This is a genomic window from Micromonospora sp. IBHARD004, assembly GCF_052814115.1.
On record NZ_CP199934.1, the window covers coordinates 214,263 to 239,429 of the forward strand.

The 25,167-nt window shown below is 73.0% G+C and carries 26 protein-coding genes; 17 read left to right on the forward strand and 9 right to left on the reverse strand.

All coding sequences use genetic code 11. From position 1 onward, the window contains the following. The first annotated feature begins 290 nt into the window (after positions 1 to 290). From purS to ACTWO6_RS00980, 4 genes are all read left to right on the forward strand, one after another. Positions 291 to 554 (forward strand): phosphoribosylformylglycinamidine synthase subunit PurS, encoded by a 264-nt coding sequence (gene purS / locus ACTWO6_RS00965; RefSeq protein ID WP_322441439.1) that lies wholly within the window; start codon positions 291 to 293, stop codon positions 552 to 554. After that, positions 551 to 1,234 carry a phosphoribosylformylglycinamidine synthase subunit PurQ gene (purQ, locus tag ACTWO6_RS00970; RefSeq protein WP_446217751.1) on the forward strand — a complete coding sequence of 228 codons (684 nt, stop codon included), beginning with the start codon at positions 551 to 553 and terminating at the stop codon, positions 1,232 to 1,234. Before purS ends, purQ begins: the two co-directional genes overlap by 4 nt. Before the next feature lie 64 nt (positions 1,235 to 1,298). Then, positions 1,299 to 4,019, forward strand: a complete 2,721-nt coding sequence (gene purL / locus ACTWO6_RS00975) for a phosphoribosylformylglycinamidine synthase subunit PurL (protein ID WP_446217752.1) — start codon at positions 1,299 to 1,301, stop codon at positions 4,017 to 4,019. Positions 4,020 to 4,023: 4 nt separating this feature from the next. Beyond that, positions 4,024 to 4,779 (forward strand): 2-phosphosulfolactate phosphatase, encoded by a 756-nt coding sequence (locus ACTWO6_RS00980; RefSeq protein ID WP_446220516.1) that lies wholly within the window; start codon positions 4,024 to 4,026, stop codon positions 4,777 to 4,779. Positions 4,780 to 5,110: 331 nt separating this feature from the next. Here the strand turns inward: ACTWO6_RS00980 and ACTWO6_RS00985 are convergent, their stop codons facing one another. Continuing rightward, entirely contained in the window at positions 5,111 to 7,081 is a 1,971-nt protein-coding gene (locus ACTWO6_RS00985; protein WP_446217753.1) for a carboxypeptidase-like regulatory domain-containing protein, read from the reverse strand. Positions 7,082 to 7,308: 227 nt separating this feature from the next. Here ACTWO6_RS00985 and ACTWO6_RS00990 point away from each other — a divergent pair, with 227 nt between their 5' ends. The 5 genes from ACTWO6_RS00990 (at position 7,309) to amcA (ending at position 11,992) form a co-directional block, all read left to right on the forward strand. Then, positions 7,309 to 7,632 carry a sterol carrier family protein gene (locus ACTWO6_RS00990; RefSeq protein WP_446220517.1) on the forward strand — a complete coding sequence of 108 codons (324 nt, stop codon included), beginning with the start codon at positions 7,309 to 7,311 and terminating at the stop codon, positions 7,630 to 7,632. Between the two features lie 164 nt (positions 7,633 to 7,796). Next, positions 7,797 to 9,338 (forward strand): amidophosphoribosyltransferase, encoded by a 1,542-nt coding sequence (gene purF / locus ACTWO6_RS00995; RefSeq protein WP_446217754.1) that lies wholly within the window; start codon positions 7,797 to 7,799, stop codon positions 9,336 to 9,338. 65 nt (positions 9,339 to 9,403) lie between these two features. Next, entirely contained in the window at positions 9,404 to 10,558 is a 1,155-nt protein-coding gene (gene purM / locus ACTWO6_RS01000; protein ID WP_130330560.1) for a phosphoribosylformylglycinamidine cyclo-ligase, read from the forward strand. A 125-nt stretch (positions 10,559 to 10,683) separates the two neighbouring features. Further along, the gene (amcB, locus tag ACTWO6_RS01005; protein ID WP_446220518.1) at positions 10,684 to 11,787 is read left to right on the forward strand and encodes a cyclophane-forming radical SAM peptide maturase AmcB; all 1,104 of its coding nucleotides are present in this window, start codon (positions 10,684 to 10,686) and stop codon (positions 11,785 to 11,787) included. Continuing rightward, positions 11,756 to 11,992 (forward strand): multiple cyclophane-containing RiPP AmcA, encoded by a 237-nt coding sequence (amcA, locus tag ACTWO6_RS01010; protein WP_446217755.1) that lies wholly within the window; start codon positions 11,756 to 11,758, stop codon positions 11,990 to 11,992. The genes amcB and amcA overlap by 32 nt, the downstream gene beginning before the upstream one ends. A gap of 146 nt (positions 11,993 to 12,138) precedes the next feature. On the opposite strand, the gene ACTWO6_RS01015 is transcribed toward amcA, so the two are convergent. Both ACTWO6_RS01015 and ACTWO6_RS01020 read right to left on the reverse strand, forming a co-directional pair. After that, positions 12,139 to 12,357, reverse strand: coding sequence for a DUF3073 domain-containing protein (locus ACTWO6_RS01015; protein WP_130330566.1), 219 nt, complete (start codon positions 12,355 to 12,357; stop codon positions 12,139 to 12,141). Positions 12,358 to 12,659: 302 nt separating this feature from the next. Further along, positions 12,660 to 13,742: a Glu/Leu/Phe/Val family dehydrogenase gene (locus ACTWO6_RS01020; RefSeq protein WP_130330568.1), complete on the reverse strand. Its 1,083-nt coding sequence runs from the start codon at positions 13,740 to 13,742 to the stop codon at positions 12,660 to 12,662. Between the two features lie 174 nt (positions 13,743 to 13,916). On the opposite strand from ACTWO6_RS01020, the gene ACTWO6_RS01025 reads away from it, so the two are divergent. Next, positions 13,917 to 14,756 (forward strand): hypothetical protein, encoded by an 840-nt coding sequence (locus ACTWO6_RS01025; protein WP_446217756.1) that lies wholly within the window; start codon positions 13,917 to 13,919, stop codon positions 14,754 to 14,756. 252 nt (positions 14,757 to 15,008) lie between these two features. Next, positions 15,009 to 15,218: a BldC family transcriptional regulator gene (locus ACTWO6_RS01030; protein ID WP_007073996.1), complete on the forward strand. Its 210-nt coding sequence runs from the start codon at positions 15,009 to 15,011 to the stop codon at positions 15,216 to 15,218. A gap of 90 nt (positions 15,219 to 15,308) precedes the next feature. Here ACTWO6_RS01030 and ACTWO6_RS01035 read toward each other — a convergent pair whose 3' ends face one another. Further along, a complete protein-coding gene (locus tag ACTWO6_RS01035) occupies positions 15,309 to 15,689 on the reverse strand; it encodes a PPOX class F420-dependent oxidoreductase (protein WP_446217757.1) in 381 nt (126 codons plus the stop codon). A gap of 54 nt (positions 15,690 to 15,743) precedes the next feature. Here ACTWO6_RS01035 and ACTWO6_RS01040 point away from each other — a divergent pair, with 54 nt between their 5' ends. After that, positions 15,744 to 16,526 carry a class I SAM-dependent methyltransferase gene (locus ACTWO6_RS01040; RefSeq protein WP_446217758.1) on the forward strand — a complete coding sequence of 261 codons (783 nt, stop codon included), beginning with the start codon at positions 15,744 to 15,746 and terminating at the stop codon, positions 16,524 to 16,526. A 39-nt stretch (positions 16,527 to 16,565) separates the two neighbouring features. Here the strand turns inward: ACTWO6_RS01040 and ACTWO6_RS01045 are convergent, their stop codons facing one another. After that, a complete protein-coding gene (locus ACTWO6_RS01045; RefSeq protein ID WP_446217759.1) occupies positions 16,566 to 16,859 on the reverse strand; it encodes a hypothetical protein in 294 nt (97 codons plus the stop codon). Positions 16,860 to 17,026: 167 nt separating this feature from the next. Between ACTWO6_RS01045 and ACTWO6_RS01050 the strand changes: the two genes are divergently transcribed. Beyond that, positions 17,027 to 17,884: a 3-hydroxyacyl-CoA dehydrogenase family protein gene (locus ACTWO6_RS01050; protein WP_446217760.1), complete on the forward strand. Its 858-nt coding sequence runs from the start codon at positions 17,027 to 17,029 to the stop codon at positions 17,882 to 17,884. Beyond that, complete coding sequence (locus tag ACTWO6_RS01055) at positions 17,881 to 18,624, forward strand: enoyl-CoA hydratase/isomerase family protein (protein WP_446217761.1); 744 nt, start codon at positions 17,881 to 17,883, stop codon at positions 18,622 to 18,624. The genes ACTWO6_RS01050 and ACTWO6_RS01055 overlap by 4 nt, the downstream gene beginning before the upstream one ends. Before the next feature lie 53 nt (positions 18,625 to 18,677). On the opposite strand, the gene ACTWO6_RS01060 is transcribed toward ACTWO6_RS01055, so the two are convergent. After that, positions 18,678 to 20,030: an ABC transporter substrate-binding protein gene (locus ACTWO6_RS01060; protein WP_446217762.1), complete on the reverse strand. Its 1,353-nt coding sequence runs from the start codon at positions 20,028 to 20,030 to the stop codon at positions 18,678 to 18,680. Between the two features lie 166 nt (positions 20,031 to 20,196). Between ACTWO6_RS01060 and ACTWO6_RS01065 the strand changes: the two genes are divergently transcribed. Next, the gene (locus tag ACTWO6_RS01065; RefSeq protein ID WP_446217763.1) at positions 20,197 to 20,586 is read left to right on the forward strand and encodes a hypothetical protein; all 390 of its coding nucleotides are present in this window, start codon (positions 20,197 to 20,199) and stop codon (positions 20,584 to 20,586) included. A gap of 44 nt (positions 20,587 to 20,630) precedes the next feature. On the opposite strand, the gene ACTWO6_RS01070 is transcribed toward ACTWO6_RS01065, so the two are convergent. Next, the gene (locus ACTWO6_RS01070) at positions 20,631 to 20,780 is read right to left on the reverse strand and encodes a hypothetical protein (RefSeq protein WP_446217764.1); all 150 of its coding nucleotides are present in this window, start codon (positions 20,778 to 20,780) and stop codon (positions 20,631 to 20,633) included. A 72-nt stretch (positions 20,781 to 20,852) separates the two neighbouring features. On the opposite strand from ACTWO6_RS01070, the gene ACTWO6_RS01075 reads away from it, so the two are divergent. Then, the gene (locus ACTWO6_RS01075; protein WP_446217765.1) at positions 20,853 to 21,560 is read left to right on the forward strand and encodes a DUF2786 domain-containing protein; all 708 of its coding nucleotides are present in this window, start codon (positions 20,853 to 20,855) and stop codon (positions 21,558 to 21,560) included. Between the two features lie 30 nt (positions 21,561 to 21,590). Here ACTWO6_RS01075 and ACTWO6_RS01080 read toward each other — a convergent pair whose 3' ends face one another. After that, complete coding sequence (locus ACTWO6_RS01080; protein WP_446217766.1) at positions 21,591 to 22,106, reverse strand: SRPBCC family protein; 516 nt, start codon at positions 22,104 to 22,106, stop codon at positions 21,591 to 21,593. Between the two features lie 217 nt (positions 22,107 to 22,323). Between ACTWO6_RS01080 and ACTWO6_RS01085 the strand changes: the two genes are divergently transcribed. Beyond that, on the forward strand, positions 22,324 to 23,235 hold the full coding sequence (locus tag ACTWO6_RS01085) for a hypothetical protein (RefSeq protein WP_446217767.1): 912 nt from the start codon (positions 22,324 to 22,326) through the stop codon (positions 23,233 to 23,235). Between the two features lie 665 nt (positions 23,236 to 23,900). Here ACTWO6_RS01085 and ACTWO6_RS01090 read toward each other — a convergent pair. Then, positions 23,901 to 25,145, reverse strand: a complete 1,245-nt coding sequence (locus ACTWO6_RS01090; RefSeq protein WP_446217768.1) for a Stf0 family sulfotransferase — start codon at positions 25,143 to 25,145, stop codon at positions 23,901 to 23,903. Positions 25,146 to 25,167: the final 22 nt, after the last annotated feature.

Below are 25,167 nucleotides of genomic sequence, written 5' to 3' on the forward strand. Positions count from 1 at the left end.
CCGGCATGGAGGTCCGCCGATGCGCTCCGCCTGTTGTGGGGTGTGCTACATGCGGTAGTGGGACGACCGCCGATGTAACGATTTGGCCACCTGTCGCGGCGCGAATCGCCTGGTACGGGCAGCTTTCGCGGCCGACCGGACGGCGTGCCGGCCCGCTCCCCGCCGGTTATGTTGATCAGTGCCTGGACTGCGCCCGGCCGGTGCGGCCGGGGCGGTATCTGCCAGGTAGGCTGGCTGCGCTCGCCCGTTGTGGGTCGGCACCCAACTGCGTACACAGTCAGGAGTGCCCAGTGCCTCGCGTCGTCGTCGACGTCATGCTCAAGCCCGAGATCCTCGATCCCCAGGGCCAGGCCGTCGCAAACGCGCTGCCCCGGCTCGGCGTCAGCGACGTCGCCTCGGTCCGGATCGGCAGGCGGATCGAGATCGAGTTCACCGGTGAACCGGACCTGGACCGGGCCCGGGAGATCGCCGACAAGCTGCTCGCCAACCCGGTCATCGAGGACTTCACCGTCCGCCTGGTCGAGGCCGACGAGACCGTGGACGCGCACCAGTGACCGCCCGGGTCGGTGTGGTGACGTTCCCCGGCTCGCTCGACGACGGGGACGCGGCCCGTGCCGTCCGGATCGCCGGCGCCGAGCCGGTGCGCCTCTGGCACGGTGACCCGGCGCTGCACGGGGTGGACGCGGTCGTCCTCCCCGGCGGCTTCTCCTACGGTGACTACCTGCGCTGCGGCGCCATCGCCCGGTTCGCGCCGGTGATGGAGACGATCGTGGACGCGGCCCGGGGCGGCCTGCCGGTGCTCGGCATCTGCAACGGCTTCCAGATCCTCTGCGAGGCGCACCTGCTCCCCGGCGCGCTCACCCGCAACCAGCACCTGCACTTCCGCAACCGGGACCAGATCCTGCGGATCGAGTCCGCCGGCACCGCCTGGACGAACACGTTCCAGCCGGGCCAGGAGGTGCTGATCCCGGTCAAGAACGGCGAGGGCTGCTACGTCGCCGATACCGCGACGCTGGACCAGCTCGAGGCCGAGGGCCGGGTCGTCGCCCGCTACCTCGACGGCAACCCCAACGGTTCGCAGCGCGACATCGCCGCGATCACCAACCAGGCCGGCAACGTGGTCGGCATCATGCCGCATCCCGAGCACGCGGTGGAGGCGCTCACCGGCCCCTCCCTGGACGGTCTCGGCTTCTTCACCTCGGTGCTCAAGCACCTGGTGGGGGCGCCGGCGTGACCGTGCGTGGGATCATCGGTCGGCTCACCCGCCGGTACGGCGGCGAGCGCAGCGAGGAGAGGTCATGACCACCCATCCGGACCCGGCCGTTCGGGAGACACCGGGCGCCTTCCCGGCCGCCCCGGCGGAGCCGCGTGCGGCCGCCGTGGTGCCGCAGGCCGGCCCGGCCGACGCCGTCCGCACCGCCGACCCGGCCCCGTCCGGCGACTGGGCGCTCGGCGTGGACACCGTGCCCCGGGCCTCCGGCACCCCGGAGGAGCTCCAGCCGTACGCCGAGCTGGGCCTCCGGGACGACGAGTACGACCGGATCCGGCACATCCTCGGCCGCCGGCCCACGCAGGCCGAGCTGGCCATGTACTCGATCATGTGGAGCGAGCACTGCTCCTACAAGTCCAGCAAGGTGCACCTGCGCCAGTTCGGCGAGAAGGCCCCGCCGAGCGACCGGCTGCTCGCCGGCATCGGTGAGAACGCCGGCGTGGTCCAGGTCTCCGACGAGCTGGCCGTGACCTTCAAGGTCGAGTCGCACAACCACCCGAGCTTCGTCGAGCCGTACCAGGGCGCGGCGACCGGCGTCGGCGGCATCGTCCGGGACATCCTCGCCATGGGCGCCCGCCCGGTCGCGGTGATGGACCCGCTGCGCTTCGGCGCGGCCGACCACCCGGACACCGCCCGGGTGCTGCCCGGCGTGGTCGCCGGCGTCGGCGGTTACGGCAACTGCCTCGGCCTGCCGAACATCGGCGGCGAGGTCGTCTTCGACCCCTGCTACCAGGGCAACCCGCTGGTCAACGCGCTCTGCCTCGGCGTGCTGCCGGTCAACCGGCTGCAGAAGAAGGACGCCGCCGGCCCGGGCAACGTCGTGGTGCTGATGGGCGCCAAGACCGGCCGGGACGGTATCGGCGGCGTGTCGGTGCTGGCCAGCGCCACCTTCGACGAGGGCAGCGAGCAGCGCCGCCCGTCGGTCCAGGTGGGCGACCCGTTCACCGAGAAGCTGCTGATCGAGGCCTGCCTGGAGCTGTACGACGCCGAGCTGGTCGTCGGCATCCAGGACCTCGGCGGCGCCGGGCTGACCTGTGCGCTCACCGAGACCGCCGCGTCGGCCGGCACCGGCATGCGGGTCTGGCTGGAGCGGGTGCCGCTGCGCGAGCCCTCGATGGAGCCGCACGAGATCCTGGCCAGCGAGTCACAGGAGCGGATGCTGCTGGTCGTCACGCCGGAGAAGCTGGATGCGGTGCTCAAGACCGCCGACAAGTGGGGCGTGCTCGCCACCGCCATCGGTGAGGTCACCCCGCCGGCGCCGGACGGCCAGCCGGGCCGACTCCTGATCACCTGGCGCGACCAGCTCGTGGTCGATGTCCCGCCGGGTTCGCTGGTCGACGACGGGCCGGTCTACGCCCGCCCGATGCGCGAGCCGGCGGACCTGATCCTGCTCCAGGCGGACCGGGCCGAGACGCTGCCCCGGCCGAGCAACCCGGAGGCGCTGCGGGAGACCGTGCTGCGCATGATCGCGTCGCCGAACCTGGCCGACAAGACCTGGGTGACCGAGCAGTACGACCGGTACGTGCTGGGCAACACCGTGCTGGCCCAGCCGGAGGACTCCGGCGTGATCCGGATCGACGAGCGGACCGGCCTCGGCGTAGCCCTCTCCGTCGACGGCAACGGCCGGTACGCGCGTCTCGACCCGTACCACGGCACCAAGCTGGCGCTCGCCGAGGCGTACCGGAACGTGGCGGTGACCGGCGCGAAGCCGATCGCCGTGACGAACTGCCTCAACTTCGGCTCGCCGGAGGACCCGGGCGTGATGTGGCAGTTCGCCGAGGCCGTCCGCGGCCTGGCGGACGGCTGCCTCGAGCTGGGCATCCCGGTGACCGGCGGCAACGTCAGCTTCTACAACCAGACCGGCGCGGCGGCCATCCACCCGACCCCGGTGGTCGGCGTGCTGGGCGTGCTGGACAACGTCGCGGACCGGGTGCCGATGGGCTTCGTGCCGCGGCCGGCCGGCGACCACGACCAGCTCTTCCTGCTCGGTGAGACGCACGTGGAGCTCTCCGGCTCGGAGTGGGCCTGGGTGACCCACGAGCACCTGGGCGGCATCCCGCCGCAGGTCGACCTGGCGCGGGAGCGGCAGCTCGCCGAGCTGCTGGCCGAGGCGGCCCGGGTGGGGCACGTCAGCTCCGCGCACGACCTCTCCGACGGCGGTCTGGCCCAGAGCCTGGTCGAGTCCTGCCTGCGGCGGGGCGTCGGCGCCCGGATCGCGGTGCCGGAGCACTTCACCGGCGGTTCGATGCCGTTCGTCTACCTGTTCAGCGAGTCCGCCGGGCGCGTCCTGGTGTCGGTGCCGCGCGGCCACGAGAAGGCGTTCACCGGCCTCTGCGCCGAGCGCGGGGTGCCGTGGGAGTTCATCGGGGTCACCGACCCGGCCGGCGGCGCCCTCGAGGTGCGCGGCCAGTTCCGGATCGCCCTCGACGAGCTGCGCGCGGCGCACACCGAGACCCTGCCCCGGCTCTTCGGCGGCCAGGAGGCGGCCCAGGTGGAGGTGGAGGCGGCCCGCACCGGGGACGCGTCCGCCGAGCCGGCGGCCGAGGTGACCGACGCCGCCGCAGCCACCTCGGTCGAGCCGCTGGACCAGCCCACCGAGGGCACGGTGACCACGGCCGAGGCCGTCGCCGACGAGACGACGACCGACGGCGGCCCCGCCGCGACCGAGCCGGCCGGCACCGGTCCGGAAGGGTCCGCGACGGCTTCCTCCGGTGACCCGGACCAGCCCGCCGCGCCCGATCAGCGCTGACGCGTTGGCCGCGGCCGTCTACGCGCAGCCCGGTTCCGGCGTCCGGTTCGACTGGGGGCTGACCGGGGCGGCCGAACTCGGCCGGGTGTGTGCCGCCCTGGTGGTGGTGGACGTCCTCTCGTTCACCACCGCCGTGGAGGTGGCGGTCGGCCGCGGCATGCGGGTGTACCCGTTCCCCTGGGGGGACCAGGCGGCCGAGTACGCCCGCCGGGTGGGTGCCGTGGCGGCCGTCGGCCGCCGACGGATGACCCCGGAGCATCCGTGGTCGCTGTCACCGGCCGCGCTGCTCACCGCGCCGGTCGTCGCCGACCTGGTGCTGCCCTCGCCGAACGGCTCGGCGATCAGCGCCGCCGCCAGCGCCACCGGCCTGCCGGTGGTCGCGGCGTGTCTGCGCAACGCGCGCGCCGTCGGGCGATGGCTGCGCGCCCAGGGGTACGGCTCGACCGACGCCCCCGTCGGCGTGGTCGCCGCCGGCGAACGCTGGCCGGACGGCTCGCTGCGCCCCTCGGTGGAGGACCAGCTCGGGGCGGCCAGCGTGCTGGACGCCCTCGCCGGCGTGCCGGGCGGACTCTCGGTGGAGGCGGCGATGGCGCTGGCCGCGCTGGCCAGCACGCCGGACGTCCCGGCGGCGGTCCGGGGCTGCGTCTCCGGCCGGGAACTCGTCGAGGGCGGCTTCGCCGCCGACGTGGAGGTCGCGGTCCAGGTCGACGTCTCGAACGTCGTGCCGGTGCTGCGCCAGGACTTCTTCGCCGCCGCCTGACCGCGGGCCCGCCCCCTGGTCCTGCCTGGCCCTGGTCCGCGCTCGGCGGGCCGTCGACGGGGGACTGGTCGCTACCAACCTGATGACGTGAACGGCTCAGGCCGCGTCCCGAGGACGGCACGGGTCAATCAGCCTGGCATGGGTCAACCAGCATGGCCCGGACCGACAGGTGTGGATCTCGATCCGTTCACGACATCAGGTTCGTAGCGGTCCGGAGGCATGCCGGATCCACCGCTCCGTCCGGCTCGGCCGGGCCGGACGGAGCGGTGGCCGCCCGGGGAGTCCCGGACGGCCACCGTCGAGATGAGCGGGGCGGTCACGCCCCGACCGGTCAGTCGTCGAGCCAGTCCAGCCGACGACCGCCGCGCTCCTGCGGGGCGTCCGGACGGCCCCGACCGGCCTGCGCCGGGTCGGCGTAGTAGCCGCCCTGGTCGTATCCGCCCTGGTCGTAGCCACCGTTGCGCTGTTGCGGCGGGGGCTGCTCCTGGCCGTAGCCGCCCTGCTGGCCGTACCCACCCTGCTGGGGCTGCCCGTACCCGTCGCCGCGGTAGCCGCCGCGCTGGTCATAGCCGTCGTAGCCCTGCTGCTGGCCACTGTCGTAGCCGCCACCGGCCGGGGCGCTGTCGTAGCCGCCGGCGGGCGCGTTGTCATAGCCGCCACCGGCACCGGCGGGACCGTTGCCGTAACCGCCGGCGGGGGCGACGTACCCGGCGCCGGCGCCGTAGCCGTTGGTCGGCTCGGGCCCGCGGCTGTACTGGCCCGGGTCCGGCTGGCCGTAGCCTCGCCCCTGGTCCGCCGGGGGCTGGTAGGTGCTGGTCGGGTACGGGTCGGCCGGCGGGGCGTACGACTGCGTGCCGTCACCCGCGTAGCGGCCGGTCGGCTCGTCGTAGCGCTCGCCGTAGCCGCCGCCCTGGGCCGGCTCGCCGTAGCCACCGGTGCCCTGGGCCGGCGGGTAGCCGGCCGCCCCGGCGCCGTAGTCCCGGCTGCCGTAGCCGCCTCCAGAGGAGGGCGAGTTGCCGTAGCCGCCACCCGAGGAGGGGGCGTTGCCGTAGCCGTTGCCGGCGCCGTAGCCGCCCTGACCGGGCGCCTCCTCGCCGTAGCCGTTGCCGGCCCAGCCCGGCTGCCCACCGGGGCCGTACGAGGGCGGCGGAGCGCCGTACGGGTCCGGCGGGACGTCGTCGACGATCGGTCGGTGCATCATCGTCGGCGCGTCGCTGAGCGAGGCGCCGCCGACCATGGTGGGGGCCGGACCGGCGCCCATCCCGTTCACCACCCGGGTCTGGTCGTCCGCGCCGCGGTAGCCACCCCGGGCGCCCGGCACGGCGCCGGCGCCGGCGACGGGACCCGGGCCGCCCGGGCCGTCCCCGTCGACGTCGTCGCCATCGTTCTTGCGCCGCATGTAGAGCAGCACGATGGTGCCGACGCCCACGGCCACGAAGAGGCCGCCGAGCAGGATCAGCAGCCAGGAGGTGCCGGAGCCCTCGTTGGCGGCGGCCTGCTGCTGGCCGGCGGTGGCATCGGCGGCAGGCTCGTCGGTGGCGGCGTCGTCCGTCGCCTCGTCCGTCGGCGCGGCTTCCTCGCTCGCCGAGGGGCTGGCGCTCGGGCTCACCTCGACCTTGACCGCCAGGCTGATCCGCTGGCCGGTCACGCTCTGCCCGGCGTTCGCGTTGATCGTCTTGGTGGCGAAGTAGTCCTGGCCGCTCACGTTCTTGCTCGCACCCAGCTCGATCCGGCCCGGCGCGATCGGGTTGGTGGCGGAGCCGCTGAACCGGTAGTTGCCGCTGCTGTCGCTGGTGGTGGTCTGGCGGCGCTGCTGGGAGTCGAGCAGCATCACCGTGGCGTTCGGCACGGGTTCGCCGTTGGCGCTGACGACCACCTTGCCGGAGATCACCTTGACGGTCTGGGTCTCCGGCGGCGGAGCCGCCTTGGCCTTGACGCTCAGCGAGAAGCTCGCCGTGGCGGGGCTGGAGTTGTCCGGCTCCACCCGCACGGTGACCGAGGCGCCGTTCGCGTCCGGCGCGTTGTCGTTCGCCTTGAGGGTCAGCAGCTGCGTCTTGTTCGACAGCGGCGGGCCGGTGAACTGGAAGTCACCGCAGCCACTGGTGCAGCTGACGCCGGACGGCAGGCCGGTCAGGCTGATCCTGCCGCCCTTGTCGTCGGGGCCGGGAGTGATCTGCACGGTCACCGTGGTGTCGCTGCCGGCATTCACGGTGGTCGAACCGGGTGAGACGGTGATGCTGGCCGCGAGGGCTGGTGTGGCGGGGACGGCTAGCAGCGCGCCGGCAACCAGCGCTACGACCACACCGGCCCGATGCTTCCAGGCACGTCGGTGTGTTGACACGTCCACCGCCTTCCGGTCTGACTTCCCTGGCCGGCGGGCGCCGGGCCGGGGATCATCACGGTACGAATACGCCGTCGGCAACTATGCCTTGTCTGACGGGATCAGCGCGACCCAGGGCCAGCGTCGCGGCTGCCGATCCGAGGTCGTATCGTCCCGTCGTGTCCTCTCCGCACATTAAGTCCGCCGCAGTGGTCGCGGCATTGACGGCGCTGGACGAGGGGCGTACGCCCGAACGGCCGGTGTACCGGGAAGCGGTCCGTACGCTCTTGGCCGTCCTCGCGGAGCGCGCCCCCGGCCGATCGGTGGAGGTGCGTGTCCCACCCTATGGTGCCGTCCAGTGCGTGGCCGGCCCGCGACACACCCGCGGTACGCCACCGAATGTGGTCGAGATGGACCCGGCCACCTGGCTCGCGCTGGCCACCGGCCGCCTCGCATGGTCGGAGGCGGTCACCGAGGGTCGCGTACGCACCAGCGGAATCCGCGCGGACCTGTCCGGCCACCTTCCCCTCTAGCTGGGCGGACGTCCCCTCCGGTCACGATCCGAAGGCGAATCGTGACTATGGGTATCGACCATGGTTCGCGTACACTGTCAGGCGACGACGGTCCCCGGCCGACCGTGCGGAGCTGCCCCCCGACTCCGCCCAGGCCAGTCCAGACCAGCATGAGGGAGCGGCACGTGCCCCGAGGCGATGGCCGGCTGAGCCACGACCTTGACCCCCAGCGACCCGGCCCGCAGGACGCGTGTGGCGTCTTCGGCGTCTGGGCGCCGGGCGAGGAGGTCGCCAACCTCACCTACTTCGGGCTCTACGCCCTCCAGCACCGCGGCCAGGAGGCGGCCGGCATCGCGGTGAGCGACGGGTCGGGCGTGGTGGTCTACAAGGACCTCGGGCTGGTGGCCCAGGTCTTCGACGAGCCGACCCTGGCCAGCCTGCGCGGCCACCTCGCGATCGGCCACGCGCGTTACTCCACCACCGGCGGCTCGACCTGGGAGAACGCCCAGCCGACCATCCGTTCGACCAGCTCCGGCACGACCATCGCGCTGGCCCACAACGGCAACCTGGTCAACACCGCCGAGCTGCAGCGCGAGGTGGCTGACCGCGGGCTCGTCGCCGACGGCTCGACCAACGACACCTCGCTGGTCACCATGCTGCTGGCCAGCCGGCCGGATCTCTCGGTCGAGGCGGCCGCCCTGGAGGTGCTGCCGCAGCTGCGCGGCGCGTTCAGCTTCGTCTTCATGGACGAGTCGACGCTCTACGCGGCCCGCGACCCGCACGGTGTACGGCCCCTGGTGCTCGGCCGGCTGGAGCGCGGCTGGGTGGTGGCCAGCGAGACCGCCGCGCTGGACATCGTCGGCGCCAGCGTGGTCCGTGAGGTCGAGCCGGGTGAGCTGATCGCGATCGACGAGGACGGGCTGCGCTCGACCCGGTTCGCCCCGCCGGAGCCCAAGGGCTGCCTCTTCGAGTACGTCTACATCGCCCGTCCGGACGCCACCATCGCCGGTCGCAACGTGCACGCCGCGCGGGTCCAGATCGGCCGCCAGCTGGCCAAGGAGCACCCGGTCGAGGCCGACCTGGTGATCCCGGTGCCGGAGTCCGGCACGCCGGCCGCGATCGGGTACGCCGAGGAGTCGGGCATCACCTACGGCGCCGGACTGATGAAGAACCCGTACGTCGGGCGCACCTTCATCCAGCCGTCGCAGACCCTGCGCCAGCTCGGCATCCGGCTGAAGCTGAACCCGCTGCGGGAGAACGTCCGGGGCAAGCGGCTGGTGGTGGTGGACGACTCGATCGTCCGCGGCAACACCCAGCGGGCCATCGTCCGGATGCTGCGCGAGGCCGGTGCGCTGGAGGTGCATGTCCGGATCTCCTCGCCGCCGGTCAACTGGCCCTGTTTCTACGGCATCGACTTCGCCACCCGCGCCGAGCTGCTCGCCAACGGCCTGGACAACGAAGGCATCCGGCGTTCGATCGGCGCCGACACGCTGGGCTACGTCTCGCTCCCCGGCCTCATCGCCGCGACCGAGCAGCCGAAGACCCGGCTCTGCCGGGCGTGCTTCGACGGGGAGTACCCGATCGAGCTGCCGGCCGGAAACCTGATCGGCAAGCACGTGCTCGAAGGAGTCGGCCGCCGGGTCGCCGCCGAGGCGTCCGCCGCCGGCGGGCACACCACCCCTCCGCTCGTCGCCACTCCGGGCGGCGTTGCCACCCACCGCCCATAGCACCACCCGACGCGGAACCCGGCTACCGCAACGCCGGCCCCGCGAGAACCACAAAGGGGAGAACCGTGACGCACGTGTCCGAGCGCAGCGGCGCAGGAAGCAGCCCGACGGGCGCCGGCGGCGACCGCCAGCCCTGGACGGCCGGCACCAGCCGCTCGCCGCGCAAACGCTCGGTCTCGTACGCCGACGCCGGGGTGTCGATCGAGGCGGGTGACCGCGCGGTCGAGCTGCTGAAGTCCAAGGTCAAGCAGACCCGTCGCCCGGAGGTCATGGGCGACCTGGGCGGCTTCGCCGGCCTGTTCCGGCTGGACACGAAGAAGTACAAGAACCCGATCCTGGCCTCCTCCACCGACGGGGTCGGCACCAAGCTGGTCATCGCCCAGCAGCTCGACATCCACGACACGGTCGGCATCGACCTGGTCGCGATGGTCGTCGACGACCTGGTGGCCTGTGGCGCCGAGCCGCTCTTCCTGCTGGACTACATCGCCACCGGCGAGGTCGTGCCGGACAAGGTCGCCGAGATCGGCGCCGGCATCGCCGACGGCTGCCGGTACGCGGGCTGCGCGCTGCTCGGCGGGGAGACCGCCGAGCACCCCGGCGTGCTGCGCCCCGACGAGTACGACATCTCCGCCACCGGCGTCGGCGTGGTCGAGGAGAGCGAGATCCTCAGCCCGGAGCGGGTCGAGGTGGGCGACGTGGTGATCGCCATGCGCTCCTCGGGTCTGCACTCCAACGGGTACTCGCTGGTCCGGCACGTGCTGCTCGGCGCCGGCCGGATGCGGCTGGACGTGGTGATCGACGACTTCGGCCGGCAGCGGACCCTCGGCGAGGAGCTGCTCACCCCGACGAAGATCTACGCGCAGGACTGCCTCAAGCTGATCGCCGAGGCCGAGGTGCGGGTGCTCGCGCACGTCACCGGCGGCGGCATCCCGGGCAACCTGGTCCGCGTCCTGCCGGAGCACGTCGACGCGGTGGTGAACCGCTCCACCTGGAAGCCGCAGCCGATCTTCGACCTGATCCAGTCCAAGGGCCGGATCGAGGACCCGGAGATGGAGGCGACGTTCAACATGGGCGTCGGCATGTTCGCGATCGTCTCGGCCGAGGACGCCGACCGCGCGCTGGCCACCCTGACCGGCCGGGGCGTGGACGCCTGGCAGGCCGGCGAGATCATCGAGGGCTCGGGCAACGTGCAGATGATCGGGCAGCACACCCGGGGCTGATCACACTCTGGTGATCATCCGGGCACCTGATCGGGGGTTCACCCGAGTGGCCACCGCCGCCTAGCCTGAAGGGGCACTTCGGGCTAGACGGGGGAGGGTTGATGGCTGCTCGTACACCGAGCGGGATGCGCGGCATCGCCGCCGTCCCGTCGTACGTGGTGATGCAGCCGACGACTCTCTGCAACCTGGACTGCGTCTACTGCTACCTGCCGATGCGGGCGGCGGACCGGCGGATGCCGGTGGCGGTCGCCGAGGCGGTGGCGGCGTCGGTCAACCCGTGGGCGGCCGCCGGCCGCTTCTCGGTGGTCTGGCACGGCGGGGAGCCGCTGGCGGCCGGTAGGGAGCATCTGGCGGCGCTGCTGGCGCCGTTCGGGCCGGAGGTGGAGCACCACGTCCAGACAAACGCCACGCTGATCGACGAAGCCTGGTGCGCGTTCTTCGCCGAGCACGGCGTCCGGGTGAGCGTCAGCGTGGACGGGCCGCGGGAGCGCAACGGCGAGCGGGTCACCCGGGGCGGCCGGCCGGCGTACGACCGGATCCTGGCCGGGGTGGCGGCGCTCCGCCGGCACGGGGTGGCCTTCTCGGCGCTCGCGGTGGTCTCCCGGCCCGGCCCCGGGCTCGCCACCGAGCTGTACGACTACTTCCTCGACCTCGGCTGCGACGTGCTCGGCGTCAACATCGAGGAGACCGAGGGGGTCAACACACGGACGAACGCCCGGGACGCCGGCGCGGTCACGGCGTTCTGGGCGGAGCTGGTCGCTGCCTGGCGCCGGGATCCCCGGATCCACCTGCGGGAGGTGGAGTGGTCGCTCCGGTACGCCGGGGCGGTCCTGGCCGGCACGGCGGACGAGTTGCTGCCGCGGAGCCTGGACCCGATCCCCACCGTCGCCCACGACGGCTCGGTGGTGGTGCTCTCCCCGGAGCTGGCCGGCTTCACCGATCCCCGGTACGGCGACTTCAGCAGCGGCAACGTGCTGGCCACGCCGCTGGTCGAGATCCTGGCCGCCGCCGGCCGGACGCCCTGGGTGGGCGAGTTCCTCGCCGGGGTGGAGGCGTGCCGGTCGTCCTGCCCCTACTTCGGGTTCTGCGGGGGCGGTCACGCCGCCAACCGCTACTTCGAGCTGGGGCGTTTCGACGGTACGGAGACCGAGCACTGCCGCAACAGCAAGATCCGCCTACTGGAGGGAGTGTTGGAGCATGCCAGAGACCACGAGTCGCCGGCAGCCTGAGGGCGACGGGGGAACCGACCCGGATCCGGTCGGTGACCGGGTACGGGAAGCCGCCCCTGGACTGACCGCACTGCTCCACGAGGCCGAGGCCGCGCGTCGGCTGCGGGCGGAGGTGGCGGGCGGAGATGGTGCCAGCGCGGTCTGCGCGTGGAACCACTTCGAGAACATCCCGACGTTCTACAACTGGAACAACCGGCCCCGCTGAGGGGTACGCGTCCGAGATCAGGGACCCCGCCGACCAGCCGGAGAGGTTTCCGGCAGGGCGAGGTCCCTGATCGTCGGTTACGCCGCTTTGATGGGCACATGCGTGAGCACGCGGGGAGTTACCGCGTGCTCAGCTGCGTCCGGAGGTCAGCGGGTCGGACGGACCCAGGTGTCCGGGTCCTCGTCCGCGTGATCCTCATCATCGTCGTCGACATACTCTTTGTAGTCGTCGTCGAAGTGCTGCTCAGACTTCCCACCAGCACCCGCCAGTTCGCGCTGCAAGGCGGTGAGGTCGGTGTTCGGGGAGTGGTACTTCAACTCCCGGGCCACCTTCGTCTGCTTGGCCTTAGCACGGCCGCGCCCCATGGCTCGACCCCCTCGCACAGAATGCGGGGCAGCCCGAAGGCGGGCCCCGATGACGTCAGGCATCTCTCGTGGCTCTTACGGTACATGGGGATGCCGCCGTTCGGCACCTCGGGTTACCGTCAGCCGGCCCTGCGCTTCGCAGTGATCCGGCCGTCACAAAGTGTACCCGGTAAGGAGCGAACCCGGGACCGGCCGTGACAGCGGTCAAACCGGTACGAAGCTTCCCAATCTCCAGCTTAACGCCGCCGCCGCGCGATCCGTGGCCCGGGGGCGGACCCGACGGCCCGCCCCCGGGGTGACGTTCACCGCAGGTGGATCGTGCGCAGCCGGCCGACCTCGGCCATCCGCCGCTCGGCGAGCCGGTCCGCGGCGACCGCCGGCGGGACGCCCTCGTCGTCGGCGAGCCGGAGGATCTCCCGGGTGGTGTCGTAGATCCGGGTGGCCCGCAGCTTGGCCCGGTCGAAGTTGAAGCCCTCGATCTCGTCGGCGACCTGGATCACGCCGCCGGCGTTCACCACGTAGTCGGGGGCGTAGAGGATGCCGCGGTCGGCGAGGACCTTCTCGATGCCGGGGTGGGCGAGCTGGTTGTTCGCCGCGCCGGCGACCACCTTCGCCCGCAGCGCCGGCACGGTGTCGTCGTTCAGGGCGCCGCCCAGCGCGCACGGGGCGTACACGTCGATGTCGGCGGCGACGAGCGCGGCGGCGTCGTCGACCAGCGCGACCTGCGGGTGGGTGGCGCGCACCCACTCCAGCGCCTTCGGGTTGACGTCGGTCGCCACCACCTCGGCGCCGTCGTCCAGCAGGTGCCCGGTGAGGTACTTGCCGACCTTGCCCAGGCCGGCCACGCCGACCCGCTTGCCGGCGAGCGAGGGGGTGCCCCAGACGTGCTCGGCCGCGGCCCGCATGCCCTGGAAGACGCCCCAGGCGGTGAGGATCGAGGAGTCGCCCGCGCCGCCGTGCTCGACGCTGCGGCCGGTGACGTAGCTCGTCTCCCGGGCGATCACGTCCATGTCGGCGACGTAGGTGCCGACGTCGCAGGCGGTGTAGTAGCGCCCGGCCAGCGACTCCACGAAGCGGCCGTAGGCGCGCAGCAGCGCCTCGCTCTTGATCTGCTCCGGGTCACCCCAGATGACCGCCTTGCCGCCGCCGAGGTCGAGCCCGGCCAGGGCGTTCTTGTACGCCATGCCGCGGGAGAGGTCGAGCACGTCGGCGAGGGCGTCGTCCTCGCTGGCGTACGGGTAGAACCGGGTGCCGCCGAGCGCGGGGCCCAGCGCGGTGGAGTAGATCCCGATGATCGCCTTCAGGCCGGACTGCTTGTCCTGGCAGAAGACGACCTGTTCGTGACCGGTCGATCCCGGGTCGTCGGTGCTGGCGAATACGCCCATGGCTGACTCCTGTGACGGTGGGCGCCCTTGTGGGGCGCGGACCCTGGTGGCACGCCGGCGGGATGCTGCCGGTGCTGCTGAGCCTAATATCGGCCGAAGCCGTACCGCCGCCCGCGTCACGTGTCCCCGCCACGCTGACGGCGTGCGGGTTCCGTCTCGTGGGAGGATCGCGCCGTGCCGTCGCTCTTCGCTTCTTACCTGCGCGTGTACGAGCCGCTGACCGCCTTCGATCGGGACCGCCAGTCGTTCTGGCGCCGGTACGTCAACGAGGGTCGCGCGGTGGCCCCGTTGGAGGGGCCGGTCCGGCAGCGGACGGCGGTGATCGAGGCGCTGGGCGCGGGCTGGACCCGCCTGCCCGACCTGCCGGACGAGGCGTACGTGCTGGAGACCGACGACAGCCTGCTGGTCTGCCCGTGGAACCTGCGGATCCGGGTCGCTGAGGCGGCGCTGAGCGCCCGGGACGGGGTGCCGTCGGTGCTGGCCGACGCGTTCGTCCCGCCGATCCTGGCCGGGCAGGCCAAGGCGGTGGTGGAGGACTGGCGCAGCGGGGCGCGGGTGCTGGAGCACGGCGTGCCCCGGGTGCACGAGCAGATCGCCACCTGGGGGGTGCCGCTGCGCTGGTTCGTGCTCTTCGAATCGGCGGAGCGCCAGCTGGTCACCGACCCGGGTCGCCGGGCGCTGCGCTACCGGACCGAGATCTCCAAGGCCCGCCGCCGGTCGTCCCGGGCGCTGTCCGTGCTGCGCAAGTCGGTCGGCGAGGCGCCGATCACGGAGGCGGTCGAGGAGGCCGCCCGGTGGCTGGAGGAGTTCCACCCGCGTTCGGTGGTGGAGCTGGACTACGGCGGCCTGGTGCAGCTGCTCCCGGACGAGACCCTGGCGGCCGACGACTCGGCCGAGCTGGTGGCGACCGGGCTGGCCGGGCTCTCCCGGGGCGAGGCGGAGGAGGCCTCGGCGGCGTACGACAAGCTCGTCGCCCGGTGGCGCGCGGTGCAATTGTTGGAGCGGTGCAACTAACCGCAAATCCCCCATGAAGCGCTCCCAATTCGAGGGTTGCTCGTAGTTGACGCATCACGAACCGTGATCATGAGTCCGAATAAGGTACCTTCTGCGGTGTAAAAGTCGTAAAAATCGGGCATGGTTCATCCGTCCGTCTAGGGACCTTCATCCGTTCGGCCCATGTCGGACATCGGGGACTAGCCGGACCATGGGAGACGCGTCGGCCGGCGGGACCCCGGCCGATGTCTATACACGTGGAGGAGTGACCCGATGGCATCGCGAACGCACGAACCAGAGCCGCTACTCACGCCGGCCGAGGTGGCGTCGATGTTCCGTGTCGACCCGAAGACGGTGACCCGGTGGGCCAAGGCTGGCAAGCTCAGCGCCATCCGGACCCTGGGCGGCCACCGCCGCTACCGCGAGTCGGAGGTCAGGGCTCTGCTGCAGGGTCAGATCCCGCAGCAGCGTCAGGGAGACTGACGACCCGGACGTTTCACCAGGCGTTCCGATTCAGGGGCGGCCGGACGTACGCGACAGCGACGATCCGCCGCCCCTGAATCGCGTCCGGGGTCACTCGTCCAGGGTGATCCGGAGCCCGACCGAGCCCCGCTCGCCCCGACGCAGCCGGCTGCCGAGCAGGCCGAGTCGGCCCAGCAGCCGGTACTTCCCCTTCACCAGGTCGCGTACCCGGCGGGTGCCGGTGAGGTCGCAGATCGTCGCGTGCCCCGGCACCGCCTCGCCGCGCGGGTTGCCGCGCACGTCGCACGGGGCCACCGTCACCCGGCCGTCGCGCCGGATCCGCTTCACCTTGCCGGAGTCCGACGCCGTCCACACCGCCAGCGCGTCGCCGTCCCGGACCGCCCACACCGGGGTCGACACCGGCCGGCCGTCCTTTCGGAAGGTGGTCAGCAGGACGTACTTCTCCGCCGCGAGGCGGTCCAGGTCGGTCACGTCGCTCAGGATACGGCCGCGACAACCGTTCGCAGCCCGGATAGCGTGAGCGCCGTGACGGGGGAACCGACGATCGGCGACGTCTTCGGCGAGATGATCCGCGACGCGTACGCGGTCGCCACCGGGATCGGACCCCGGCCACTGGCCGGCGGGCGGCTGCCCCGACCGGTCATCGAGATCATCGAGCGGGACGACGGGCTGGTCAACGGCGCACCCGCCGCCCACTACCTGGACCCGCCGCAGGCGTGGCCGCCGCACGACCACCGGGCGGTGGACCGGGTCCGCGGCCGGACGCTCGACGTCGGCGTCGGCGCCGGCCGGATCGCGCTGCACCTCCAGGAGCGCGGGACGCCGGTCACCGGGCTGGACACCTCGGCGGGCGCGCTGCGGGTGTGCCGGCACCGGGGCGTACGGGACCTGGTGCTCGGCACCGTGGACGAGCACGTCGCCGACGGCCGCCGGTACGACACCTTCCTGCTGCTCGGCAACAACCTCGGCCTGATCGAGGGGCGGGAGCGGGCGCCCGGGTTCCTCGCCGCGCTCGCCGCGCTGGCCCGACCGGGCGCGCGGATCATCGCGCACGGCACCGACCCGTACGGCACCAGGGACCCGGTGCACACCGGCTACCACGAGCTCAACCGGCGGCGCGGCCGGCTCGGCGGGCAGCTACGGCTGCGGCTGCGGTACCGGGAGCTCGGCACCGAGTGGTTCGACTATCTGGTGTGCTCGGTCGACGAGCTGGCCGAGCTGGTCCACGGTTCGCCGTGGCGACTGGTCGACGTGGACGACGCCGACCGCCCCTACTACCTGGCCACCCTCGAGCTGACCGGGGCGTGACGAGGCCCCCGGGGCGTACCCGGGGGCCGGCGTCGTGGCTCAGACCTGGACGGTCGGGGAGTGCTCCTCCGGCGGGAGGCCGCCGTCGCCGTCGACCACCTCGTCCGGGGTGCCGTCCTCGTCGATGTCGACCATGGTGATGTCCACCTTGCCGTCGCCGTCCGTGTCGAACTGGAACAGGTCAGCCTTGCCGTCGCCGTCGGTGTCCACCACCCACACGTCGGTCTTCCCGTCGTTGTTGGTGTCCGCGCGCAGCAGGTCCACCCGCTCGTCGCCGCGGGTCTCCACCGTCCCGTTGTCCTCGGTGGCGGCGTTCTCCGGTGCCTGGCTCATGTCGGCTGGTCCTTCCCTCGGTTGACGGCCGTCTGTACCCGATCCGGCGCGCCCCCACGCATCCCCGACGAACCGGTGCCGCCTAGGGTCGCACCCAGGAACGAGCGGAGCGAGCGGTCGGGCGTGGCGGAGACCCCGCGCGTCGCCGCCCGCGGCGAGGGGACGTCATGAGTGGTCGTTTTGTGGTCGTCGGGGCCGGCACCATGGGGCTCGGCATCGCCTACGTGGCGGCCGGCGCCGGCTACGCGGTCGAGCTGGTCGAGGTGGACCCCGGGCGGGCGGCGGACGCGTCGGTCCGGCTCGCCGCACTGTGGGAGCGGGCGGTGCAGCGCGGCAAGCTCGGCGCGGAGGAGGCCGCCGGGCACCGGGAGCGGGTGGTCCTGCGCCCGGCGCTGAGCGAGGTGGCGCCCGAGCCCGACGTGATCGTGGAGGCGGTCCCGGAGCGGCTCGACCTGAAGCGGGCGGTGCTCCGCGAGGCCGCCGCCCGGCGCCCCGCCCTGCTCGGCAGCAACACCTCCAGCATCCCGATCGCCGAGCTGGCCACCGGCCTGGACCGGCCGGAGGGGTTCCTCGGCCTGCACTTCTTCAACCCGGTCTGGGCGATGGCGCTGCTGGAGATCGTGGTCGGCCCGGCCACCGCGCCGGAGACCACCGACGCGGCCGTCGCGCTCGCCGGCCGGCTGGGCAAGGACCCCGTCGTCGTACGCGACATGCCGGGCTTCGCCACCTCGCGGCTCGGGGTCACCCTCGGGCTCGAGGCGATCCGGATGGTCGCCGACGGGGTGGCCAGCCCCGCCGACATCGACAAGGCGATGGTGCTCGGCTACCGGCACCCGGTCGGCCCGCTGGAGCTGACCGACCTGGTCGGGCTGGACGTCCGGCTCGACATCGCCCGCACGCTCCAGGCCGCGTACGGGGACCGGTTCGCGCCGCCGCCGCTGCTCGAGGAGATGGTGGCCGCCGGCAAGCTCGGCAAGAAGTCCGGCCAGGGCTTCTACACCTGGGAAGGCGGCGCGAAGAAGTGAGCGGACTGAAGATCGAGGAGCTGCCGGACCGGCTGGTGGTGACGCTGGACCGGCCGGAGAAGCGCAACGCCATCGACGCCGACCTGATCGGCGAGCTGCACGCGGTCTGCGCCGAGCTGGAGGCCCGGCCCCGGCTGCTGCTGCTCACCGGCGGGGCCGACGGCATCTTCGCCGGCGGGGCGGACATCGGCCAGCTCCGCGAGCGGGGCCGCCTCGACGCCCTCGCCGCCATCAACTCGGCCGCGTTCGCCCGGATCCGGGCGCTGCCCATGCCGACCGTGGCGGCCGTGGACGGTCCGGCGCTGGGCGGCGGCGCCGAGCTGGCGTACGCCTGCGATCTGCGGGTGTGCACGGCCCGGGCGGTCTTCGGCCAGCCCGAGGTGCGGTTGGGCATCCTGGCCGGCGCGGGCGCGACGCACCGCCTGCCGGCGCTGATCGGCGAGGCCCGGGCCAAGGAGCTGCTCTTCACCGGCCGCCGGGTCGACGCCGACGAGGCGCTGCGGATCGGGCTGGTCAACCGGGTGGTGGCCGAGCCCGCCGAGCTGCTGCCCACCGCGCACGGGCTGCTGGACGAGATGGCCAAGGGTTCGGCGCTGGCGCTGCGGCTGACCAAGCTGGCCGTGGACGCCCCACCCGCCGCCCATCCGCAGCTCGACCTGGTCAGCCAGGCGGTGCTCTTCGAGGACGAGGAGAAGCACCGGCGGATGACCGAGTTCCTGGAGCGGCGGCGCTCCCGCTGACCCGGACACGACGAAGGCCGCACCGGTTCGCCCGGTGCGGCCTTCGTCGTCGGTCAGTGCCGGATCTGCACCCCGGCGTCGGCCAGCGCGGTCACCACGCGCGCCGACTCGCCGAAGCCGATGATCAGTACGGCGTCCGCCCCGTAGTCCTTGATCTCCTTTGCCCCGGCGCTGAAGTCCACCGGCGGCGGCTTCACGCCGGCCGGCGGCACGTAGGTCAGCAGCTTGACCTTGTCGGCGCCCATGCCGGCCCGCTCCAGCTCCGCCCGCACGTTCTCCTGGAGGCCCTCGCCGTAGGAGTCCTTCCGGGCCACGATGACGATCTTGTGCGGCCCGTCGCGCAGGATCACGTCCGCCAGGGCTCGGCCCTGCAGGCTGTCCGGCGGGGCCGTACGGAAGTACAGACCCTTGTCGTCCACCGTGGTCAGCCCGGCGTCGGTGTTCGACGGGGAGAAGAGCACCCGGCCGGCCGCGACCACGTCCGGCAGCACCTCGCGGGAGATGCCCGAGGCACCCGCGCCGATGAGGACCTGCACGCCCTTGGCGATGTGCGAGGCCACGGTCGCCTTCGCGACCGCGGGGTCGGTGCCGTCGTCGCCGTCGATCCAGACCACCGGCTCGCCGAGCGCCCCGCCGGCCGCGTTGACATCCTGGATGGCCAGCGCCGCGCCGGCCGCCATCGGCGGGTTGGCCAGCGCCAGGTCACCGGTCTGCGGCAGCAGCCCGCCGAGGACCAGCGGGGACCCGTCACTCTTGTCCGACTTGCCACCGCGCTGCTTCTTCGCCCGCGGCGGCGCCTTGGTGCTCGCCCCCGACTCGTCCCCGGCGCCGACGAACTCGGTCTTGCCGTCGTCGATCTTCTGATCGTCGAAGTGCAGGGTGGCGTAGCTGGCCGTGGCCGGCTCGCCGGCGTCGGTGAACCCGGCCCGGGTGAGCGACACCCCCCGGTACTCGATGTCCCGCCCCTCTCGGGCCAGCTCCAGGCAGGTCGCCGGGTCCTCGCAACGCTCACCGTCGGTCGTCACTCCGACGATCTGCTTCGCGATCGCGGCCGGGTCGGTACTGCCCGCGAGCTGAGCGGCCAGCGCACTGATCACCACCGCGTCGTACGTCTCGGCGGAGTAGAGGTAGTCGCTGAGCTTCGGGTCTACGGTGAGTAGCCGTTCCTTGAAGTTCTCGGGGAGCGGCGTCAGCGGGGTGGTGCCCTTCATCCCGTTCAGGAGATCGGCACGGTCCTTCAGCTCCGTCGCGTACGAGTTGAGCATGTTGCCGTCGGTGCCGTAGAGGCGCGCCTGGGTGGTGGTGGCGCCGTCTTCGGTCTTGTCGCTGCCGCAGGCGCTGGTGGCGAGCAGTAGCCCCGCACAGGCTGTGATCACGGCCGCGCGCGAACCGCGTGATACGAGCATGGTCGTCCTTCCTCCGCCAACGGTCCGGAGGCACATTAGCGTGCCGGCGGGGACGGCGGGACCGTGGAGGTCGGTGCGGTCGGGAGGCCGACCAATTGCCATACGGAGCGTGACGGTGGGACCGTGCCCTGGTCACCGCTTGACCGGCCGTCCTACTGTGCCGCACGTGACCGACGAAGCACAGCAGACGCTGGACGACGCGAGCGCCGTGCTCCGCTCGGCGCTCGCCGGGGACGGCGACGCGGTGGTGGGCACCTTCGACGCGGTGGTCGACCGGGCCGGACTCGCCGGTGCGTACGGGGTGGCCTGGTGCCTCGCCGGCACCATGGTCGGCGACGTTGCCCCCGCGGGGGCCTGCGCGCTCGACTTCCCCGGCATCGACCAGGCCGACTACGACACCCGCTGGGTGGCCCGCTTCGTCAGCGCGTACGCCAACGACGACGCCGACACCGGTGAGGCCCTCTTCGGCGCGGCGATGGCCGACGGGCTGCTGCCGGACTGCCTGCTCACCCTCGCCGGCTCGACCGTGGCGACGCTGCGCAGCCGGGCCGACTGACCACGCGGCGGCCGCCGGGGGGACGGGCGCCGCGCGCCGCCGGATCAGAACGCGTGGTGCGCGACCAGCGGCTCGTACTCGTGGCGCAGGTTGGAGAAGCGGACCCGGAAGTCGACGCCGTCGCGGACGTAGGTGCCGGCCTGGGCGGGGGGGCCGAGGGTCAGCAGCGAGAGCGCCGCCGTCGGGGCGAGCACGGACGACCGGGGACGTCGATCTCCGCGCCGCCTCATCCCGTTCGCGTCCTACCGCTGTGGTACCTCTGGTGCATGTCCGAGGCGATGCTCAGCAAGGTCCGCAAGCTGCTCGCCCAGGCGGAGGACCCGGCCTGCACGCCGGCCGAGTCGGCCGCCTTCACCGCCAAGGCCACCGAGCTGATCGCCCGCTACGGGGTGGACCGGGCGCTGCTCGCCGCCCGCGACCCGGCCACCGACCCGGTCGGTGACCGGGTGGTCGACGTGGTCGCCCCCTACGCCCGGGACAAGGCCGGCCTGCTCGCCGCGGTCGCCGACCCGCTGCGCTGCCGCTGCGTACGCCGCCGCCAGGGCGACGGCTTCGCCATGCACCTGTTCGGCTTCGCCAGCGACCTGGAACGGGTCGAGCTGCTCTTCACCTCGCTGCTGGTGCAGGCCGCGCACGGGCTGGCCGGCGCCGTCGTACCGGCCGGTGAGCATCCGGCCGCCTTCCGCCGTACCTGGCTGGCCGGCTTCGCCCACGTGGTCGGCGACCGGTTGCGGGCCGCCGAGGCCGGTGCGGTCGCCGGCTCCGGCGCACCCTCCATGGCGCTGGTGCTGGCCGACCGCTCCGACCGGGTGCGGCGCCGGCTCGCCGAGGCCTACCCGCGGCTGCGGACCGCGGCGCCCCGCCGGCTGGCCGGCACCGGCTTCGGCTCCGGGGTCGAGGCGGGCCGCCGGGCCGACCTCGGCGGCACCGGGGTGACCACCGGCCCGGCGTCGGCGCGGGGCATCGGACGGTGACCGTCGCGGGCTGAGCCCTCGCCGGTCGGATCAGGAGCCGGTGCGGGCCACCGTGGCCAGGTAGCGGCAGAGCAGCTCGTGCCAGCCGGCCGTCAACGCCTTGCGGTAGCCCTCGGCCGCCTCGCCGTGCCGGTCGAAGTGCCGGTGCTCGACCTCCACCCGGGTCTGCCCGTCGCCCTCGGGGACGAAGAGGACCTCGACCTCGCTGGCCCGCGCGGGATCGGGCACCGGCACCCGGTCGGGGCCGAGCTGCCAGGTGAAGACGAGCCGGCGGGGCGGGTCCCAGGTGAGCACCCGGCCCCAGTCGCCCCGGAAGCCGTACGGGCCGATCTCGTAGAGCATGCCGCCGGCGCGTGGCTCGATCCCCAGCTCGGCCAGCGCTTCCGGGCCGGACCAGGTGTACTCGCGCACCCACCAGTCGGTCAGCGCCCCGGTGAACACCGCGAACGCCCGCTCCGCGGAGGCTGGGGCGAGGAGGCTGCTGCGTAGCGAGAACCGAGCGACATCCTGGCGGACCTCATCCGGATCAGCCATCTCCTGTCCCATAGGCCCGGACCATACCGGCTGATGCCCGGGTGTGCAGCTTCGCGGTGTGCCCGCTTCCGGACACCGGGAGACCGCTCTCCCGGCCGGCCGTGGCCGGTGGGCTTCCGGACCCTTTCCCGCGTACGGCCGGGCCTGCACCGCCACGGGTGGCCGCCCGGAAAGCGGGTAACCGCGGCTGATCCGGCCCGGCGCACCGGGCCAGCTTGGAGCGGAGAGCATGACCGAGAGCGGAGCGAACGAACGGGAATCGGACCCGACCAGCGAGCGGCTGGCCCACCACCAGACCGGCTCGACCGAGCCGGACGTCCTGCTCGACATCCCGGAGGTGTCGGTCGACTCGATCCGGCTGGCGGTCGACGGGCTCGACGCCGACCTGTCGCTGCGCGCCCGGCTGGCCAACCTGCTCCAGATCGATGCGGGAGTCCGGGTGCACCTGGAGGGCGTGGAGCTGGACATCACCGGCGTGCACGCCGAGGCGATGCTCAAGGTGCGGCTGGAGAAGCTGGTGACGATCCTGGACCGGGCGCTCAGCACGATCGACCGCAATCCGCAGGTCCTCGAGGCACTGGCCCGGACGGTGCAGACCAGCATCGACGACGTCAACCGGTCCGCCCAGCAGCTCGCCGGGGCCGCGAGCCCGCTGCTCGGCCAGGCGGGGCAGCAGGTGGGCCAGGCGGTGCAGCAGGCGGGTCAGCAGGCCGGTCAGGCGGGGCAGCAGGTCGGCGCCGTCGGCGCGGTGGCGGACCGGCCGCTGCGGGAGCGCGCCGGCGAGCCCACGCCCACTCCACCGTCGCCGCCGTCCGGCGCCCGCCCGCCGCGGCCACCGACCGGGCCGCCCGCCGGCGGCCAGGCTGGGCCCTCTGGTGCCGGTGCGGGGCAGCAGCCGTCGGGGGGTCCGGCGGCCGGCGGACCGGCCGCGGGTGGGGCGGAGACCGGGGAGCCGTCGGGCGGCACCGGGGGCGAGGGCCCCGGGGGCGGACGGGCCGGTGCGCGGCCGCCGGGCGGCTCGGGAACGGCCCAGGTGGCGGGCCAGGCCGGCGAGACGCTGCGCCAGGCCGGCCGGAGCGTCTGGGAGGTGATCCAGAGCGGCATGGGCCATCCCCGGCAGCAGCAGCGCCCGAAGCGCTGAAGCCCTCGGGCCTCCGCCCCGAACCTCCGGCCCTCCTCGGAGGTCCGCTCAGGCAGCTAGTGCCGTGTCCACAAACGTTGGCCGGGTTGGTCGGGGTTGGGTAAGTGTCGTAGGGGTGGTGTTTGGCTTCGGTTCGTGCCTCGCCGTCGGGATCCCGCCGCTCCGCGGGTAGTGCATCGCACCGCACGGGTCGCGTTGCGGGTGACGCCGGGCCAGCGGCGCCGTTGTTTCGGGCTGCTGCGCTCCGCCGGTGACGTGTGGGCGTGCGTGTTGGAGGTCAACGCGTGGCGGCGGCGGCGCCACGACGCGCCGCTGGTCGGCTATCAGCAGCTGTGCCGTGAGTTGGCGGCATCCGGGCCGGGCACCTTCGCTGAACTCGATTCCGTCGGTGCGCGGTCGGTGTTGCGGCGGTTTTCCGATGCGTGGTTCGCGGCGGCGAAACGCCGCAGCGCCTGTGACGTGTCGGCGCGGTTCCCGCGCCGCCGGCGGGGGTTGGCGCCGGTCGCTGGCCGGTCCCGACGTGACCCCCGCCGCCCACCACCGGCGGCGCGAGGATCAGTTGGCCCGCGGAAGCCCGCCCCACCACCCGGTGGGGAGTCGCTCGCCCCCAAGGCGAGGATCCACAACACCCACCGCAAACCCGGTGAACGTTAGTGGACACCGCACTAGATCGAGGCGATGACCTCTTCCCCCTCGCCGTGCGGTGCCTCGGAGACGGCGGCCATCCAATCCAACGTCTCCGGCGAGATGACGCCGAATCGTGGATCCTCGTTGCGGGTGACGAGGCGGCGCTGCAGCTCGGCTTGATCGACCCGGAAGTACAGCAGCCGCCACTCAGCTCCGAGAGATTCAACAAGCTGCTTGTACTCGTCGCGCTCGCGGCGCTGCCCCAAGCCGTGATCCAGGACGACCGAGCGGCCGGTCCGGACGAGATCCACGAGCTGTCGTCGTACGTCTTCGACGACAGGACCGAGCAGGGACATGTGGCGATCGGCTGGATAGTCCTTCCCGAGCCGCCCATGTCGTGCCTGCACAGCGTCGTCAACGGAGAGCCTCACTACGCCAGTCGATTCCAGCGCCTCGGCATATGTCGATTTCCCCGAGCCTGGTAGACCCACGAGCAGATACACCACTGGTCTTGACTGGTCCATGGCGGCGCCGTACCGCTCGATCCACAGCCGGTTGAGTTCGTCGGTCTGGCGCTGATGCCGGGCGGTGATGGTGCATCCCTCCGGCACGTCGAGGCCGAGGAAGTCGAGGATGCGGTGGGTGGTGGCGACCATGTCCGCGTCGAGCTCCTCGTAGCGCACGACGTGCGGTCGGATCCCCCACGAGGCGAACCACGCCTCCCAGGCCGCGTTGTGCTCCCTGATCTTCCCGATGAAGTGCCTGATCTGGTCCGGGTCGAAGCGGGGCGGCCGCCCGTCGCCGGCGTTCCCGCCGATCTCGCCGTTGCCGCCGACGAACCAGGTGCCGGTCTGCTCGGCGCGCAACCAGGACACCGCCTGTGCCAGTACGTCGTCGCGGCGCAGCAGGACGAAGCGGGTCCGGCCGAACGCCCGGTTCAGCAGCGCGACCTGGTCGCCGGCAAGGTCGGGGTGGCGCGCGGCGAGCTTGCCCACCACCTCGTCCAGCGTGCCCCACATGAGCTTCGCGCCGAACACCCCGTTCTCCGTCCGGCCGCCGGCGAGCGCGGCTCGCACGTAGTCCGCGTAGTCGAAGCCACCCCCGGCGGTGCGGGAGAGCTGCCACCGGTCGGCCCACAGCGGCTCGTCAGGGGACCGGAAGTAGGCCTGGGGACGGCCGGCGACACCGGTGGACTCCAACAACCCGAGCAGCAGCGAGCTGCCGGTGCGCGGGGTGGCGCAGATGAAGTACGAGTCGACACGATCGGCGGGGTTTGTCGGCATGGCCGCAGGTAACCGCAGCGCA